We start from the raw sequence: 15,188 nt of genomic DNA, 5'->3' as shown, positions 1-15,188 counted from the left end.
AGATGTACCTATTAATGCAAATAAGTCACTTCAACCGGCTCAAGCGCAGTGCTCTAATTTTAGTTTCTGTTCTTTTGCTCTCAGCTTGCCAGATTGAGTCGGAGCCCAAAAGTGAATTTGAAAAAATTCAAGAACGTGGTGTGCTTCGTGTTGGCACGCTAAACAATCAGCTTTCCTACTACATAGGTCCCGATGGTCCCGCAGGGTTGGATTACGAATTGGCGCGTCAGTTTGCGGAACAGCTCGGCGTCAAACTCGAGATTAAACCAGCCTTTCGCCAGGCTGAGCTTTTTCCTGCTCTTAAGAAAGGAGATATCGATATCATCGCTACGGGTTTAAATCAAACGTCACAAGCAGTCAAACGATTTAGACCAGGCCCTGCCTATTATTATGTAAGCCAACAAGTGGTATATAAAAAAGGGCAACTTCGACCACGTGATATCGAACAACTCATTGAATACCAAGCCTCGAAAGACGACGAGTCCGACGAAGATACAAATGCAGGCGCTCAAACATTAAAGATCGTTGAACAATCGCAATATGTTCCGACCCTAACAGCGTTAAAGAAGCAGTATCCAGAACTTCAGTTTGAAATTGTTGGTGATGCTGACACGAGAGACTTACTCAAATACGTATCGACGGGTGAGTTACGTTTTACTGTGACTGATTCGGTGGAACTTTCCCTTGCTCAACGCCTTTACCCCGATCTTGCGCTCGCGTTTGAACTTACAGAAGATCAACCAGTATCTTGGTTTACTCGACGCTCTGAAGACGAAAGTTTGTATGCGATGCTGATAGAGTTTTTCGGTAACATCAAACAATCAGGAGAACTGTCCACCCTCGAAGAAAAGTACATTGGTCATATTGAAGCATTTGACTACGTTGATACTCGCGCATTCATTCGAGCTCTGGATGACAAATTGCCTAAATGGGCACCTTTATTCCAAAAATACAGCGAAGAGTTCGACTGGCGCTTAATTGCAGCATTGGCTTATCAAGAGTCACATTGGAAACCAACAGCAAAATCGCCAACGGGTGTTAGGGGGATGATGATGCTTACTCTGCCAACAGCGAAAAGCGTCGGGGTAACAAACCGTTTAGACCCTGAGCAATCTGTTCGTGGTGGTGTCGAGTACTTACGTCGCATTGTAGGTCGCGTGCCTGATAGCATCAACGAGCATGAAAAAATATGGTTTGCGTTAGCTTCATACAATATTGGTTACGGCCACATGATGGACGCACGACGACTCACCAAAGCACAAGGTGGCGATCCGAACGCTTGGGCCGATGTAAAAGATAGGCTGCCTTTACTGCGTCAGAAGCGCTATTACAGCCAAACTCGCTATGGGTACGCCAGAGGCGATGAAGCGCGTAATTACGTAGAAAATATTCGACGTTACTACCAATCCATCATTGGTCATGTCAGCCAACAGCCAGCGATTGATGAGAATAGCGATGACTTGCAAGTGATTCCGCCGCTCAACCCCGACATTTTGATATCGGGCGCAGTAGAGACCGTCGTAGAACAAGTCTCTGGCGCTTCTGACGTCACGGTTGAAGAAGACACCGAACAAGAAAGCATTGAAGAATAAACCCGCGGTAAACTAAAAAATGACGAGCCTATGAAGCTCGTCATTTTTGTTGAGTCCTAACGAAAACTTATCTAGACTCCAATATTCTGAGTGACACCAACCACACTCAACCATTCCTTTGGTTGGTCGCCTTTTCTTCATCGTTAGTAAAACTGATTGCTTTGTAACAGGTTACTTTACAACCACATGGTTTAGCTCACTTGATGAAGCGGCGCTTTCGGCTACACTCTGCCGAAATAACGTCACTCCTATTATTAAGCATCGTATTGAAATTGTTTGCTGGCTCTGTGCAATGCAGAAGTCAAATGAAGAACGTTTAAACCATACAATGTTTAGTGCGATTATCGAGCCTATTGCCAAGCATCGATGAGCCGCGCTTTACTGGTATAAGTCTTGTCTGCAGGAGGTTTTGAATATGAGAAGACGTAGAGTGCAGTCAAAGCGTTTAAATAACACAGTAGCTGCTATCCGACGTAAACGTAAACTGACATGTATGAAAAAGAAAGTAAGTTCACGTAATCGTGTTTTTGTACATTTAGTCAATCACTAGTGCGTCCAAGCAAACATCTACCACGTTGTAGGTGTTTGCTAGCCCTCACTACTCCTACTACCTTGTTCGCTCTCTCCATTTTCTAATGCTTTTTGTGCTTGCTTCTTCGCTTTAATTTCCTTTCGGCGGCGCTTAAAAAACGCTTGTAGCTGAGTACGGCACTCATCTTCTAGCAGCCCCTTTTCAATTAAGGCGTAATGGTAAGCGGCTTGACTTTCAAACAAATTAAGCACTGTTCCTGCTGCTCCAGCTTTTAAATCTGGCGCTCCAAAAACAACCCGCTTAACGCGGCTATGCAATAAGGCTCCGGCACACATTGGGCATGGCTCAAGTGTTACATATAACGTCGTATCCAGAAGGCGGTAATTTTCTAGCTTTTGGCCTGCTTTACGCAGCGTTTGGATCTCAGCATGTGCGGTAGCGTCATTAGTACCAATAGAGCGATTCCACCCCTCAGCGATAATTTCACCATCTTTGACAAGCACTGCGCCAACAGGTACTTCCCCCTCAGCTTCTGCTTGCTCAGCAAGCTCCATCGCTCTGCGCATAAACAATTCATCTTGAGGGGAAAACGGATGGTTAGACAAAGGAGGCTCCAAAGAAACAAAAAACGATTGAAGTCAGGAATTTTATCACCAACTTCGGTTTCACTACAGCAACACATCACGGGACAAAGTCTGCAACTCCAAAAAACTAGTTACAAGACCTATCGATGTTCGTTTTACGAGAACAAAAAAACGCAGATCGAAGACCTGCGCTTTTTGGCTGCCAATTAGCGGCTTTCACACCCTACACGTTTTTACATTGTGTAAGTGTAAGGAGCTTGAATGCCTAGCGGGATACCTACCATCCAATAAGCAACTAGGAAGATAGACCAACCGATCAGCATTGCGATCGAGAATGGCATCATTAGTGACGCAAGCGTACCGATACCAGCCGACTTCACATAACGCTGACAGTAAACCACAACAAGAGGGAAAAATACCATTAGAGGCGAAATGATGTTCGATACAGAGTCACCCACACGGTAAGCCGCCTGAGACAGCTCAGGCGAGATACCAACCGCCATTAGCATTGGCACTAAGATTGGACCAATTAAAGCCCATTTTGCCGATGCCGAACCAATAAGTAGGTTTACAGACGCGGTTAGAAGGATCATACCGATGATGGTCACTTCACCTGGTAGGTTCATCGCTTTTAAGCCTTCTGCGCCATACAACGCTAGCATCGTACCGATGTTTGACTGAGCAAATGCAGATAAGAACTGAGCACAGAAGAACGACATTACAATGTATGCGCCCATGGTTGACATGGTGTCAGCCATCGCTTTGATAATGTCGTTGCTGGTCTTGAACGTTCCAGACACTTTACCGTAAACGTAACCGGGAATGATAAACAGAATAAAGATCAACGGCACGATAGACTTCATTATCGGTGCTGAGAAGGCCGTAATTTCACCTTCAGGCGAGCGTAGTGCTGATGTTTCTGGAATTAACGCTGCAACAAGTAAAGCAATACCCGCCATCATTGCCCAACCTGCATAACGGAATGCTTTTGATTCCAGTTCAGTAAATGAACCTAGGTTTGGCGCAGTTTCCGCATCGTCATCAATTGGCATTTTTGACAAACGAGGCTCAATGATTTTTTCTGTCACGTACCAACCAATCGCTACAATAATGATGGAAGATAGGCCAGTAAAGAAGATGTTCGCTAATGGGTTAACCACGTATTCAGGATCAAGAACCTGCGCCGCAGTTTGCGTAAAGCCTGCTAGTAGTGGATCGATACCTGAAGGGATAAAGTTTGCAGAGAAGCCACCAGATACACCTGCAAATGCTGCCGCAATACCTGCTAAAGGGTGACGACCTGCCGCATGGAAGATAATACCGCCAAGAGGAATAACCAGAACATAGCCTGCATCTGCCGCAGTATGCGATACAATGGCAACCAAAATAAGCATTGGAGTAAGAAGCTTAGCTGGCGTGAAGTTCAGCATCTTCTTAAGACCCGTCGTAATAAAGCCCGAAGAATCTGCAACACCCACACCTAGCATTGCGACAAGTACGATACCCAGTGGCGCAAAACCAGTAAACGTCGTCACCATGTTAGCAAGGAAACTTGCTAGCGCTTCGCCCGTAAGTAAGTTGGTGATAGTAAGAGCTTCGCCCGTTCGAGGGTTTGGAAGATCGAATGATACATTCGACAAAAGTGCTGACGCCGCCCAAGTAATGCTCAATGCCCAGAAGAACAAAATCGCAGGATCAGGAATTTTGTTACCTGTCCTCTCGATAAAGTTTAAAAAGCGCTCCATCCCGCTCGGCTTCGATGATGGTGCCTTATTTACAGCTTGGTTACTCATGGTAACTCCATAGTGAATGATGTTGGTGCCAAGGCCTATTTGAATAATTATAACGACCTACTATCCAACGAGTATTCTAGTAAACACTAATGGGGAAAGCACAAGGTTCTAGATTTTTTTTCATAATTGGAGACATATTTTGCAAAAACACCACTTCAATTAAACATAATAAAAACAGTAGCACATCAACTCAATTAACAGTTCAAAAACTATTTATTAACCGTGACAAATCCGGTATTAAACAGGAATTACACCCGCATTTGTCCCAGCCCATGTATGCAATTGAACTTAGTTTTCGAATTCACTGTATTGTGAGATCATCGTTTTAAGCTGAACGGATTGCGTCTGCCCCATTCTATCTTCCCAACTTGTTGTGATGATGATCGTCTTTAGTGAACCTGATACAGTAGCAGGTGGCACATCCCACTCCACCGTGTACGCTCCAGTGGCGGAAGATCCTGTCACGATAGAGGCAAAACTGGCAGTAGAAATCGTAGAAAGCGCATCCGAAGCACCACGCGTTCGGAACCATTCAAGCTGGTTCTCTGTTAGACGCAGTGCTTCAATACTTTTTATGGCATATTCGGATTCGCGTTCTAGATACACGTTTAGCTTAGTTAAACCTAGAGCCCCAACACCGATAAGCAGAAAAGAAATTAGAACTTCAAGAAGGTTAAAACCTTTTTGTTTAGAGATCATTCCAGGAGCCTCGCTGCCACTTTAGTTTCTCAATGTACTTGCCGCTCTTTCCACCATTGTAGGCAGGTATCAAAGATCCATTTAATTTTATAGTTCTATCTTCTGCATCTAACCCTATCCCGCCATCAAGCTTCAATGAACCATCTAGCAAAAAAGCATATTTATTAAAGTCATTATTAATATCATGCTTGTGAAAAGAAGTAGGGGTTACACCTATATCATTTTTTGAATCAAAAAGATCAATCCATATTTCTTTAACATCCAACACAGTTGGCTTTGAAAGGTATTGGTAAAGAAGTCCATCAAAATAACTCATACTTTGACTGTAGAGAACACCATCATAAATAATAAGCTGAATAGCATTATCTACAGGCTGAGTAGTAGAACCAAAAATATTTCCTGATATTGCGCAACTGCCATCGACCCAAAACCTTCGTTTTCCAGCAGCGTAAGCATTAGCTAACTTAGTATGGCATGACTTAACCCAACCTTTAGGTGTCTTACCGCTAGCAATTACAACGCCAACAGGATCCGCTTTAATCTCGTTTTTGAGTTTTGCTACGTTAACTGCGTTGAAATCCATAGTGAATAAGTCTTTGAAAACCGAAATATTTGCAACATTTTCTTTGATATCTTCATTTTTATTCGAAGTGCTAGTAGTAGCTAGGTAGGTTGGACGTTTGGTTTCTTCAAATAAATTGGATTTGTGCGAATTCTTACAAGTAAAGCTAGGAGCCCCTAAAATCCCAGTAGCATGACTACTGACTGAACTGTCCACCGTCAGAAAGTGCTCATCAGAACCACTTACACTTGCTACATAACTCACGGTTCCACCAGCAATAATAGATGTACACTCACTGTCAGACGACAAACCTTTTGCTTTAGGGACAAAGTGCATTGAGCCAGTAAGCTCTACCGACGCACTCGTTTTTAGTACAGCACCAAGGCCGTTCCCTGTCGAAATTATCACTTTACTTAAATTTGTATTTCCCTCTTTAGATGTAACCAAATATTCATAATCGCTGAGCTTTTTTATCGTAGTAGATACTGTACAGCCTAGTAAAGTAATTGTTCCGGAAGGAGGAAGAACTAACATCTTCTCCTTTATTTGTGCAAAAGCACATTCCAGTCCTCCTTCAGCCTTCCAATGTTCTTGTCGAGCTTTTAGTTCATTCTGAGCCACTTTTAATTGAAAAAATACTCCCTTTGATGATGCGAGAGATGTAATCAAAGCAAACAATAATAGTATGGATGTTACTAACAACGTCGTGTACCCAGAACATCCAAATTTAGATCTCATTGCCAATTCCTTTGCTTAATTGAAAATTCTGCAACTTGATTAATTACGCCATCTACAGTTTGTAAAGCCAAAGTAACATCCGTTACAGCGCTAATATTTGTGCCATTCGTTACGACATCAGAATTTACTGTAAAACTCGTCACTTGAAAAATATCTTCATCAAATAAAGAACGACAAAAATCCACACCATCAAAAGACAGTATTTTGGCTTGGGATACTACGCCATTTTCACAGATTACAAGTTTGCTATCTCGCTTCTCATACTTAATATTTCTATAGTTTTTATTTAGCGGAGAGTCATCTCTAAAATAAACAAAACCAATAGAAGATGCACCACTGATTGTAATTGTTTCCAAGGCTCCGGATAATTTAAGAGACATACCATGACCACCATCATAACCAGCCCTTTGAATATCTTCTTTCATAACAGATAAAGTGATATTAAGACTTTGCAATAAATTTAGCTCTAAGCTTTTTTCTTTTGCTGTTTTTTGTAAACTCAAGAATATAGAGCCCACTACACTAAGAACAATTAACCCAATTAAAGAACTAATCATTAATTCAATTAAAGAGCTACCTATTTGATAGCGTTTGTTAGCACTGACGGTAATCATATAACTTAGTTCCAGAGTTACTACAAATCTTAATCCTCCCAGGAGGGTTTGAGATCTTTGCTTGTAGTTTTATGTTTTGAGCATTGGTTGGGAAAAACTCTATATTTCCTCCTTGGGGCCGTCCACGGACCTCATCGAAGCTTATTTTTTGATTATCGTAACTGTGCTTCAAAGATAATTCAGAGTATGCGGAGCCGGAAAGGTTTAAGATTACTCCCCCTGAGCCGCTAGATGAGTTAGTTAACTGTAGAGACCATGCACCTTGACTGACAACGACGTTTTTAGCCATAGAGAAATGAATATATAACTTTTGATTTCTCATTACCGCCTCGGACTTACTTTGGCTTAGAAAACCAGCTAATTCAGTTGCTAATCGCTGCATTTGCACAGTTTGTGAAACACGGCTAAAGCTTGGAGCTGCAAACGCCAATATAATACTCAGTACAGCAACAGTAATAAGAAGCTCCAACAACGTAAACCCGCGAGGCATTTCCCAAATTCCTATGTAAACGGCAAAAGGGCCGTAATTCATCTTGCACAGATGCTATCACCTGCCCAAAATAGGCGGAAAAGTGAAAAGGAAACTACTCGTGATGATTCGAATTTCTCGTTGTAACGGCTACAAAAAAGGATTGAGAGGGATGACATTGATCGAATTACTGGTAGCTGTAGTGATTGTCGGGATCATTGCTGCAGTCGCATACCCCTCTTACACTAATCATGTAATCAAGTCTCATAGGACGGTTGCCTTGAGCGATCTTAGTCGAATTCAGCTAGAGCTAGAGACATCTTATGATGGTGGGTACGACTGGAGTCATATTCTCTCTGGAGGCACATGCACTCTATGTGACTCAGACACAAATAGATTTTCTTTCGATATTGCGAGCTCTGCAAGTACGGCCTATACCATTACAGCAACAGCAAAATCGGCTCTGGGACAAGACGACGACGAGTGCTTGACTGGTTCTAAAACGATTACTTTAACGTCAACAAATGTCGAAGAACCAAGTGATTGCTGGAATTAGGAAGAACACCGAGATGCAAAAAGGCCTGCATTTTAGCAGGCCTTTGTATTTGTGCTTTTCACTAACGTCTTAGCTGGTTAAATCATCAAAGAACTTTTTCACACCGTTGAAAAAGCCTTCTGATTTAGGCTTGTGCTTTGTCGCCGCTTCACCACCACAAGACTCTTCAAACTCTTTGAGCAGTTCTTTTTGGCGTGAGCTTAGGTTTACTGGTGTTTCAACAACCAACTTAACAATAAGATCACCAACACCGCCACCGCGAACGCCTTTCACACCTTTACCACGCATACGGAACATACGACCTGTTTGCGTTTCTGAAGGCACTTTTAGGCTTACGCGACCATCTAGGGTTGGTACTTCAACTTCACCACCTAGAGCTGCCATCGCAAAGCTTACTGGCACTTCACAGTATAGGTTGTTGCCATCACGCTCGAAGATATGGTGCTCTTTCACGTGCACTTGTACATACAAGTCACCCGCTGGTGCTCCCATTTCTCCCGCTTCACCTTCGCCAGATAGACGAATACGGTCGCCAGTATCAACACCTGCTGGGATCTTAACGTTAAGTGTTTTTGTTTTCTGCTTACGACCTTGACCATGACACTCATTACAAGGGTCTTTAATGATTTTACCTTTGCCGTGACAGGTAGGACAGGTTTGTTGCACTGCGAAGAAGCCCTGGCGCATCTGTACTTGACCATGACCATGACAGGTACCACATGTTTCAGCAGATGAACCTTTCTTCGCGCCACTACCATCACAGGTATCACAGTGTACTAGTGTCGGTACTTCGATCTCTTTCGTTACACCACGAACCGCTTCTTCTAGCGTCAATTCCATGTTGTAACGTAGGTCAGCACCTCGCTGGGCACGGTGGCCACCACCGCCACGACGACCACCACCAAAGATGTCACCGAATACATCGCCAAAGATGTCGCCGAAATCAGCACCGCCGCCGCCAAAGCCGCCGCCACCGAAACCACCGCCGCCTTGTTCAAAAGCTGCATGACCGTATTGGTCGTACGCCGCTTTCTTTTGAGGGTCGGTCAGAACTTCGTACGCTTCTTTTACTTCTTTAAACTTGTCCGCCGCAGAATCATCACCCTGGTTTCGGTCTGGGTGGAATTTCATCGCTAGACGCTTATACGCCTTTTTGATATCGCGCTCTGAGGCATCACGGCTTACGCCTAATACTTCGTAAAAATCACGTTTTGACATGTTCTTCGTCACCAGTTAATTACTACAAACGGCATCGATTCACCGCTTGGTGTTTGTATCGTTCTAGGTAAGTGCACTTGTCTGCAACATACTTAACTAGAAAGACAGCGTTTACAAACAGACGGGCGTAAGAGTTGCCCCAAACGCCCGCACACGAAGTCTTATCGACCCCAGATGGCTATGCAGCCATCTGGTTAAGAAATATTATTTCTTGTCGTCTTTAACTTCTTCGAACTCAGCATCTACAACGTCGTCTTCTTTAGACTGTGCACCTGCGTCAGCACCTTGTGCTTGCTGCGCTTGAGCTTGTTGTTGAGCGATTTCCATCAGCTTTTGAGAAGCAGTCATTAGTGCTTGAACTTTAGCATCGATAGCTTCTTTGTCTTCGCCTTTACGTGCTGTTTCTAGCTCAGAAATTGCTGCTTCAATCTTCTCTTTCTCTTCTGCAGGTAGCGCTTCACCAGCTTCTTCTACTTGCTTACGAGTACCGTGAATCATTTGGTCAGCTTGGTTACGTGCAGTTGCTAGCTCTTCGAACTTCTTGTCCGCTTCTTTGTTAGCTTCTGCTTCTTGAACCATTTTCTCGATGTCTTCATCGCTTAGACCGCCAGAAGCTTGGATAGTGATCTTCTGCTCTTTACCAGTCTGCTTGTCTTTCGCAGATACGTGTAGGATACCGTCCGCATCAAGGTCAAACGTAACCTCGATTTGTGGCATACCACGTGGTGCAGGCTGGATGCCTTCTAGGTTAAATTGGCCTAGAGACTTGTTGTACATCGCTTGCTTACGCTCACCTTGTAGAACGTGGATAGTTACCGCGCTCTGGTTGTCTTCCGCTGTAGAGAAAACTTGGTTCGCTTTAGTTGGGATAGTTGTGTTCTTCTCAACTAACTTAGTCATCACGCCACCCATTGTCTCGATACCTAGAGACAGTGGAGTTACGTCTAGTAGTAGTACGTCTTTAACGTCACCAGCAAGTACACCACCTTGAACTGCAGCACCCATTGCTACTGCTTCGTCAGGGTTTACGTCACGGCGCGCTTCTTTACCAAAGAACTCAGCAACTTTCGCTTGAACCATTGGCATACGAGTCTGACCACCAACTAGGATTACGTCAGTGATGTCGTTTACTGATAGGTCAGCGTCAGCTAGAGCTACTTTTAATGGTTCAAGAGAGCGTTGTACTAGGTCTTCAACTAGAGATTCTAGTTTTGCACGAGTCACTTTAATGTTCATGTGCTTAGGACCAGTTGCATCTGCAGTAACGTAAGGTAGGTTTACGTCTGTTTGAGAAGTAGAAGAAAGCTCGATTTTCGCTTTCTCTGCTGCTTCTTTAACACGCTGCATTGCTAGTGGGTCGTTTTTAAGGTTGATGCCTTGCTCTTTGTTGAACTCATCAACCAAGTAGTTGATTAGACGGTTATCAAAGTCTTCACCACCTAGGTGAGTATCACCGTTAGTTGCTAGAACTTCGAATGTTTTCTCGCCTTCAACTTCATCGATTTCGATGATTGAAATATCGAATGTACCACCACCAAGGTCGTATACCGCGATAGTGCGATCGCCGCCTTTCTTATCAAGACCGTAAGCTAGCGCAGCTGCTGTTGGTTCGTTGATGATACGTTTAACTTCTAGACCTGCGATACGGCCAGCATCTTTTGTCGCTTGACGCTGAGCATCGTTAAAGTAAGCAGGTACTGTGATAACTGCGCCAGTTACTTCCTCACCAAGGAAGTCTTCAGCAGTTTTCTTCATTTTCTTAAGAACTTCAGCAGAAACCTGAGGAGCTGCCATTTTTTGGCCTTTCGCTTCTACCCAAGCATCACCGTTGTCAGCCTTAACGATTTTGTAAGGCATGATTTCGATGTCACGCTGAACTTCTTCGTCTTCAAAACGACGACCGATTAGACGCTTAATTGCAAATAGCGTGTTTTCTGGGTTAGTTACTGCTTGACGTTTCGCTGGTTGACCTACTAGCGTCTCACCGTCAGTGTAAGCAATAACCGATGCAGTAGTACGTTCGCCCTCTGCGTTTTCAATTACACGTGGTTTGTCGCCGTCTAATACAGCAACACATGAGTTAGTAGTACCTAAGTCAATACCAATGATTTTACCCATCTGGCTATCTCCGAATAAATTCTATTTTCGTTTGGTTATAACCCCAATGTGGGGGGAGGAGAATCGGGTTTCAACCCTTGCTCACAAACAAAAATAATCAATGTTTGCTTCTCTATGCCACATAGATAAGGGCGGCAAAATGCTTTTCAAGGGCAGAATTAAAAAAAAGCGTCTTTTTTCGAAATTTATGTGTTTCTTTCTGATTAGTTGGGAACTCGTCACACTGCTGTAGCGCAACAAAACGTCATTTCCCAGATAAATTTATTTATGCCCGACTCTTCCTAAATAAAAAACGAGCTCATAAGAGCTCGCTTCAATATTAGGGTTAAAATAAATTATTCAAGGTATTAGGCGTTCGCTTGAGCAGGCTCAGCATCAACACCCTCTTCTTTACCTATCTCACCTTCTGTTTTTGCAACAATGGTGTTCACTGCCGTGTCGCCGACAACGTTAGATGATGTACAGAACATATCATTAATACGGTCGACCGCTGCAATGATTGCCAAACCTTCAGGTGGTAAGCCTAGCTGGTGAAGCAAAACACCTACCATTACCACGCCGCCCCCAGGAACGCCGCCAGCACCAATAGATAACAGAAGAATAGTTAAGCCAAGTGTGAAGATGTCTGCGGTGTTAATTGGCTGGCCAAAAGCGTTCGCAACAAACATCGTTGCTAGAGCAATATAGATAGACACACCAGACATATTCATCGTTGCGCCCAGTGGTACACCGAAGCCAGCAACCGATTTAGAGACCTGAAGCTTTTCTGTCAGTGTGCGCATCGTTACCGGGATAGTCGCGTTTGAGCTTGCGGTAGATAGAGAGAAAAGAATCTGCTCACGAGTTGCACGTAGGAAAGTCTTTGGAGAAGTTCCTGTCGCAATACTCACTGCCATTGGGTAGAAGAAGAAGATCCAGAACACCAACATCGCAACCACCAAAGCCACGTAACCGGCAACGGACATTAATGTGTTGGCGTTTAGCGTTGCACCTAGTTGAATCATTAGTGCGAACACACCATATGGTGCAAGACTCATCACTAATCCAACCAATTTCATCATGATTTCATTTGCCATTTTGAATGTGCGAATAGCTGGGCCACCACGAGAATCCAAAGCTTGAATTGCAAGCCCCGTCAAAATTGCCATAAAGATGATTTGCAGCATGTCGCCGCTAGCAAACGCTTGTACAGGATTGCTAGGAACAATGTTAACAACTAAAGAGAAAATGTCCGGCGTCTCTGTCGTTGTCAGCTGTACAGCCTCAGATACCGTTCCTGCTAGATTAGCGCCCGCTCCTGGCTGGAAGATCAAGCCGACAGTCAAAGCCGCCGTAATCGCAATGATGGTGTTAAGAATGTAAAGGGTAAAAGTTTTTCCACCAAGACGACCAAATGCACTGATATCTTTCAAGTCAACAATGCCGCATACGATTGAAACGTAAACTAAAGGAACAACAAGCAATTTGATCAGTGAGACGAACATGCCGCCAACACCTTCTGCTGCTCCAAGTAGGTATGTATCAAAAATCGCAATACCGCTAAATAAGTACTGAATTGCTGTCCCCAGCACAAGGCCGGCAAACAAGCCTATAAAAATCTTACTAGAAAGCGATTTATCCATTATAAATCTCCGATATGTTGTGTTTACTATTTACATTTTTGTAGTTATATATGCTTACTTTTAAAGCATTAGTCGCAAATCATACACACCGAAGTTACAAAATAAAGTGATAATTTACATTTTTGTTAACGAAATTGTTTTAGAAAAAATGACTATATTTACATTCCCATGCAGAACAAACATTCACACAGCGAATGATTACAATCACTTATAGCCCTTTCCGTTAATAAACACGCAGCGAGATGAGAGAAAATCTCCTATAGGAAAATAATTAACCAATAGGAAAAAATATGAAGGGGATCAAATTTTCATTTATCGATATACAACGAAGTTCGATGCAGTCATTTATGTTTAAAACAAAAAAGCGCCCATCAAAAATGATGGGCGCTTTTATATTTAAAAAACAGGGAGTTAAAGTTACTTAGCAACCATTACCATTGCCGGACGAATCACACGACCGTTTAGTTCGTAACCTTTTTGCATAACAAACATAACAGTGTTTGATTCATGATCAGGGCTCTCCTGAATCGACATCGCTTGATGGAACTCTGGATTGAATGCTTCACCTTCAGGGTTGATTGCTTTCAAGCCAAATTTCGCGACAACGTCTACAAACGTTTTATGTGTTAGTTCAACGCCTTCTAGGAACGGCTTCACAGTTTCATTCTCTGTATCTGCCGCTTGAATTGCACGCTCTAGGTTATCAATAACAGGAAGCAGCTCTTCTGCAAACTTGTTCAACGCAAACTTACGTGCTTTATCGATCTCTTGCTCAGTGCGACGACGCATGTTTTCTACTTCAGCTTTAGAACGCAACACCGCATCTTGTTGCTCTTTTACTTTTGCCTCGCTAGACAATAGTGCCGCTTCTAGTTGAGCAATCTTAGCGTCTGTCTCATCACCAAGCTCTTCAAGCTCAGCTTCAACTTCTTGTGCTTCAGCTTCTACTTTTTCAGCCTCTTCGATGATTTGATCAAGCTCTTCTTCTGTAACTTTGTTTTCTTCGTTGCTCATGATATCTCCAGAATTCAACATAATGCCCTTAAAGCCATGCGCGTTTTTGCGGGCTTTAACCACATAAAAATTCGCATATTTAGGTGACTTGCCATTATTATGGGGATGAAGATTCCTGATTCAAGCCTCTTTAATGCGGAAATGCTATGAAAAATCCATGTAACGTGATCGCGATTATCGGAAAACCAAGAGATCAACAAGCAATTCAAACTCATAAAGAGTTGTACCAATGGTTGACCTCTGAGGGCTATAAAGTATTCATTGACGATCGCCTTGCCGCAATACTGGATGATATCCCACAGAGTCAGTTTGCTAGCTTAGTTGAACTAGGAAAAAATGCCGATCTAGCCATTGTGGTTGGTGGCGATGGCAACATGCTAGGTGCAGCAAGAATTTTATCCCGATTTGATGTACCAGTTATAGGCGTGAACCGCGGAAATTTGGGCTTCTTAACTGACTTGAACCCAGACGACTTCCAAGCGTCTCTGCAAGCGGTACTCGACGGTGAGTATATTGAAGAGGAGCGTTTTCTTTTAGAGGCGGAAGTACACCGCCACGGACAAATAAAGAGCCATAACGCTGCGCTAAACGAAGCCGTACTTCACCCAGGGCAAATTGCTCATATGATTGAATTTGAAGTGTATATTGATGAAAGCTTCGCCTTCTCTTTACGGGCCGACGGTTTGATTGTCTCCACTCCGACTGGCTCGACGGCATATTCACTTTCTGGCGGCGGCCCAATTCTTTCTCCTAGCTTGAATGCCATTTCACTCGTGCCAATGTTCCCTCATACATTGTCGAGTCGACCTTTGGTGGTTGATGGAAAACGTCGAATTAAATTGGTGATATCACCAGAAAACCGTGGAACACAAGAAGTTAGCTGTGATGGACAAGTCTCACTTCCAGTTACCCCTGGCGACGAAATTCACATCTATCAAAGTCCAAATGTACTAAAGCTCATCCATCCAAAAGACTACAGCTACTATCACGTCTTACGGAATAAGCTTGGCTGGTCTAGTAAATTGTTCTAACACTTGTTACTCAGGGTAATAACTTCAATAAAAAAGCCAGCAGCTC

At 43.3% G+C, this 15,188-nt stretch carries 13 protein-coding genes; 3 read left to right on the top strand and 10 right to left on the bottom strand.

Annotated elements, in window-relative coordinates; translation table 11 throughout:
* Window positions 1-14 precede the first annotated feature (14 nt).
* Window positions 15-1,592 (top strand): membrane-bound lytic murein transglycosylase MltF, encoded by a 1,578-nt coding sequence (gene mltF, locus R7035_RS14505; protein WP_031777268.1) that lies wholly within the window; start codon window positions 15-17, stop codon window positions 1,590-1,592.
* A 588-nt stretch (window positions 1,593-2,180) separates the two neighbouring features.
* On the opposite strand, the gene tadA is transcribed toward mltF, so the two are convergent.
* From tadA to R7035_RS14475, 6 genes are all read right to left on the bottom strand, one after another.
* Entirely contained in the window at window positions 2,181-2,729 is a 549-nt protein-coding gene (gene tadA, locus R7035_RS14500; RefSeq protein WP_082240141.1) for a tRNA adenosine(34) deaminase TadA, read from the bottom strand.
* A gap of 212 nt (window positions 2,730-2,941) precedes the next feature.
* The gene (locus tag R7035_RS14495) at window positions 2,942-4,501 is read right to left on the bottom strand and encodes an AbgT family transporter (RefSeq protein WP_318146171.1); all 1,560 of its coding nucleotides are present in this window, start codon (window positions 4,499-4,501) and stop codon (window positions 2,942-2,944) included.
* Between the two features lie 288 nt (window positions 4,502-4,789).
* Window positions 4,790-5,200, bottom strand: a complete 411-nt coding sequence (locus R7035_RS14490; RefSeq protein WP_031780848.1) for a prepilin-type N-terminal cleavage/methylation domain-containing protein — start codon at window positions 5,198-5,200, stop codon at window positions 4,790-4,792.
* Entirely contained in the window at window positions 5,190-6,500 is a 1,311-nt protein-coding gene (locus R7035_RS14485; protein WP_064369023.1) for a hypothetical protein, read from the bottom strand. Before R7035_RS14485 ends, R7035_RS14490 begins: the two co-directional genes overlap by 11 nt.
* Window positions 6,497-7,114: a PilW family protein gene (locus R7035_RS14480; RefSeq protein ID WP_005383755.1), complete on the bottom strand. Its 618-nt coding sequence runs from the start codon at window positions 7,112-7,114 to the stop codon at window positions 6,497-6,499. The genes R7035_RS14485 and R7035_RS14480 overlap by 4 nt, the downstream gene beginning before the upstream one ends.
* Window positions 7,095-7,604 (bottom strand): GspH/FimT family pseudopilin, encoded by a 510-nt coding sequence (locus R7035_RS14475; RefSeq protein WP_064369022.1) that lies wholly within the window; start codon window positions 7,602-7,604, stop codon window positions 7,095-7,097. The genes R7035_RS14480 and R7035_RS14475 overlap by 20 nt, the downstream gene beginning before the upstream one ends.
* Before the next feature lie 103 nt (window positions 7,605-7,707).
* Here R7035_RS14475 and R7035_RS14470 point away from each other — a divergent pair, with 103 nt between their 5' ends.
* Window positions 7,708-8,139 carry a type IV pilin protein gene (locus R7035_RS14470; RefSeq protein ID WP_017820588.1) on the top strand — a complete coding sequence of 144 codons (432 nt, stop codon included), beginning with the start codon at window positions 7,708-7,710 and terminating at the stop codon, window positions 8,137-8,139.
* 69 nt (window positions 8,140-8,208) lie between these two features.
* Here the strand turns inward: R7035_RS14470 and dnaJ are convergent, their stop codons facing one another.
* From dnaJ to grpE, 4 genes are all read right to left on the bottom strand, one after another.
* Window positions 8,209-9,357: a molecular chaperone DnaJ gene (gene dnaJ, locus R7035_RS14465; protein WP_005381620.1), complete on the bottom strand. Its 1,149-nt coding sequence runs from the start codon at window positions 9,355-9,357 to the stop codon at window positions 8,209-8,211.
* Between the two features lie 204 nt (window positions 9,358-9,561).
* On the bottom strand, window positions 9,562-11,475 hold the full coding sequence (gene dnaK / locus R7035_RS14460; protein WP_005381623.1) for a molecular chaperone DnaK: 1,914 nt from the start codon (window positions 11,473-11,475) through the stop codon (window positions 9,562-9,564).
* A gap of 347 nt (window positions 11,476-11,822) precedes the next feature.
* Window positions 11,823-13,097, bottom strand: coding sequence for a dicarboxylate/amino acid:cation symporter (locus tag R7035_RS14455; RefSeq protein ID WP_005381625.1), 1,275 nt, complete (start codon window positions 13,095-13,097; stop codon window positions 11,823-11,825).
* Window positions 13,098-13,514: 417 nt separating this feature from the next.
* Window positions 13,515-14,111, bottom strand: a complete 597-nt coding sequence (gene grpE / locus R7035_RS14450) for a nucleotide exchange factor GrpE (RefSeq protein ID WP_021034134.1) — start codon at window positions 14,109-14,111, stop codon at window positions 13,515-13,517.
* Window positions 14,112-14,257: 146 nt separating this feature from the next.
* On the opposite strand from grpE, the gene nadK reads away from it, so the two are divergent.
* Window positions 14,258-15,142: an NAD(+) kinase gene (nadK, locus tag R7035_RS14445; RefSeq protein ID WP_318146170.1), complete on the top strand. Its 885-nt coding sequence runs from the start codon at window positions 14,258-14,260 to the stop codon at window positions 15,140-15,142.
* The last annotated feature ends 46 nt before the right edge of the window (window positions 15,143-15,188 follow it).

It is taken from the genome of Vibrio sp. 1731, from assembly GCF_033339955.1.
Classification (GTDB): Bacteria; Pseudomonadota; Gammaproteobacteria; order Enterobacterales; family Vibrionaceae; genus Vibrio; species Vibrio alginolyticus.
The sequence above is the reverse complement of the archived record's forward strand: the minus strand, read 5'-3'. Positions and strand labels throughout refer to the sequence as shown.

Excerpts from the sequence above, each read along its gene's own strand:
- mltF (WP_031777268.1), top strand. The coding sequence starts at position 15 with ATGCAAATAAGTCACTTCAACCGGCTCAAGCGCAGTGCTCTAATTTTA.
- R7035_RS14495 (WP_318146171.1), bottom strand. The coding sequence starts at position 4,501 with ATGAGTAACCAAGCTGTAAATAAGGCACCATCATCGAAGCCGAGCGGG.
- R7035_RS14490 (WP_031780848.1), bottom strand. The coding sequence starts at position 5,200 with ATGATCTCTAAACAAAAAGGTTTTAACCTTCTTGAAGTTCTAATTTCT.
- R7035_RS14485 (WP_064369023.1), bottom strand. The coding sequence starts at position 6,500 with ATGAGATCTAAATTTGGATGTTCTGGGTACACGACGTTGTTAGTAACA.
- R7035_RS14480 (WP_005383755.1), bottom strand. The coding sequence starts at position 7,114 with ATGATTACCGTCAGTGCTAACAAACGCTATCAAATAGGTAGCTCTTTA.
- R7035_RS14475 (WP_064369022.1), bottom strand. The coding sequence starts at position 7,604 with ATGCCTCGCGGGTTTACGTTGTTGGAGCTTCTTATTACTGTTGCTGTA.
- R7035_RS14470 (WP_017820588.1), top strand. The coding sequence starts at position 7,708 with ATGATTCGAATTTCTCGTTGTAACGGCTACAAAAAAGGATTGAGAGGG.
- dnaJ (WP_005381620.1), bottom strand. The coding sequence starts at position 9,357 with ATGTCAAAACGTGATTTTTACGAAGTATTAGGCGTAAGCCGTGATGCC.
- dnaK (WP_005381623.1), bottom strand. The coding sequence starts at position 11,475 with ATGGGTAAAATCATTGGTATTGACTTAGGTACTACTAACTCATGTGTT.
- R7035_RS14455 (WP_005381625.1), bottom strand. The coding sequence starts at position 13,097 with ATGGATAAATCGCTTTCTAGTAAGATTTTTATAGGCTTGTTTGCCGGC.
- grpE (WP_021034134.1), bottom strand. The coding sequence starts at position 14,111 with ATGAGCAACGAAGAAAACAAAGTTACAGAAGAAGAGCTTGATCAAATC.
- nadK (WP_318146170.1), top strand. The coding sequence starts at position 14,258 with ATGAAAAATCCATGTAACGTGATCGCGATTATCGGAAAACCAAGAGAT.